Annotated in this window: 1 pseudogene; it reads left to right on the top strand. The window is 67.1% G+C overall.

The window, feature by feature from the left end:
* Positions 1 to 255: pseudogene (locus tag AB3X99_RS41035) on the top strand (dihydrolipoyl dehydrogenase); the annotation flags it as partial.

Below are 255 nucleotides of genomic sequence, written 5' to 3'. Positions count from 1 at the left end.
ACACCGATCCGGAAGTGGCGTGGGCCGGCAAGACCGAAGACCAGTGCAAGGCCGAAGGCATCAAGTACGGCAAGGCGGTGTTCCCGTGGGCCGCTTCGGGCCGCGCGATCGCCAACGGCCGCGACGAGGGCTTCACGAAGCTGATCTTCGACGAAGAGACGCATCGCGTGATCGGCGGCGGCATCGTCGGCCTGAACGCGGGCGACCTCATCAGCGAAGTCTGCCTCGCGGTGGAAATGGGCGCGGATGCGACCG

This window comes from Paraburkholderia sp. BR10882 (assembly GCF_040948855.1).
Lineage (GTDB): Bacteria > Pseudomonadota > Gammaproteobacteria > Burkholderiales > Burkholderiaceae > Paraburkholderia > Paraburkholderia nodosa_A.
This window is presented reverse-complemented; position numbering and strand designations above follow the sequence as displayed.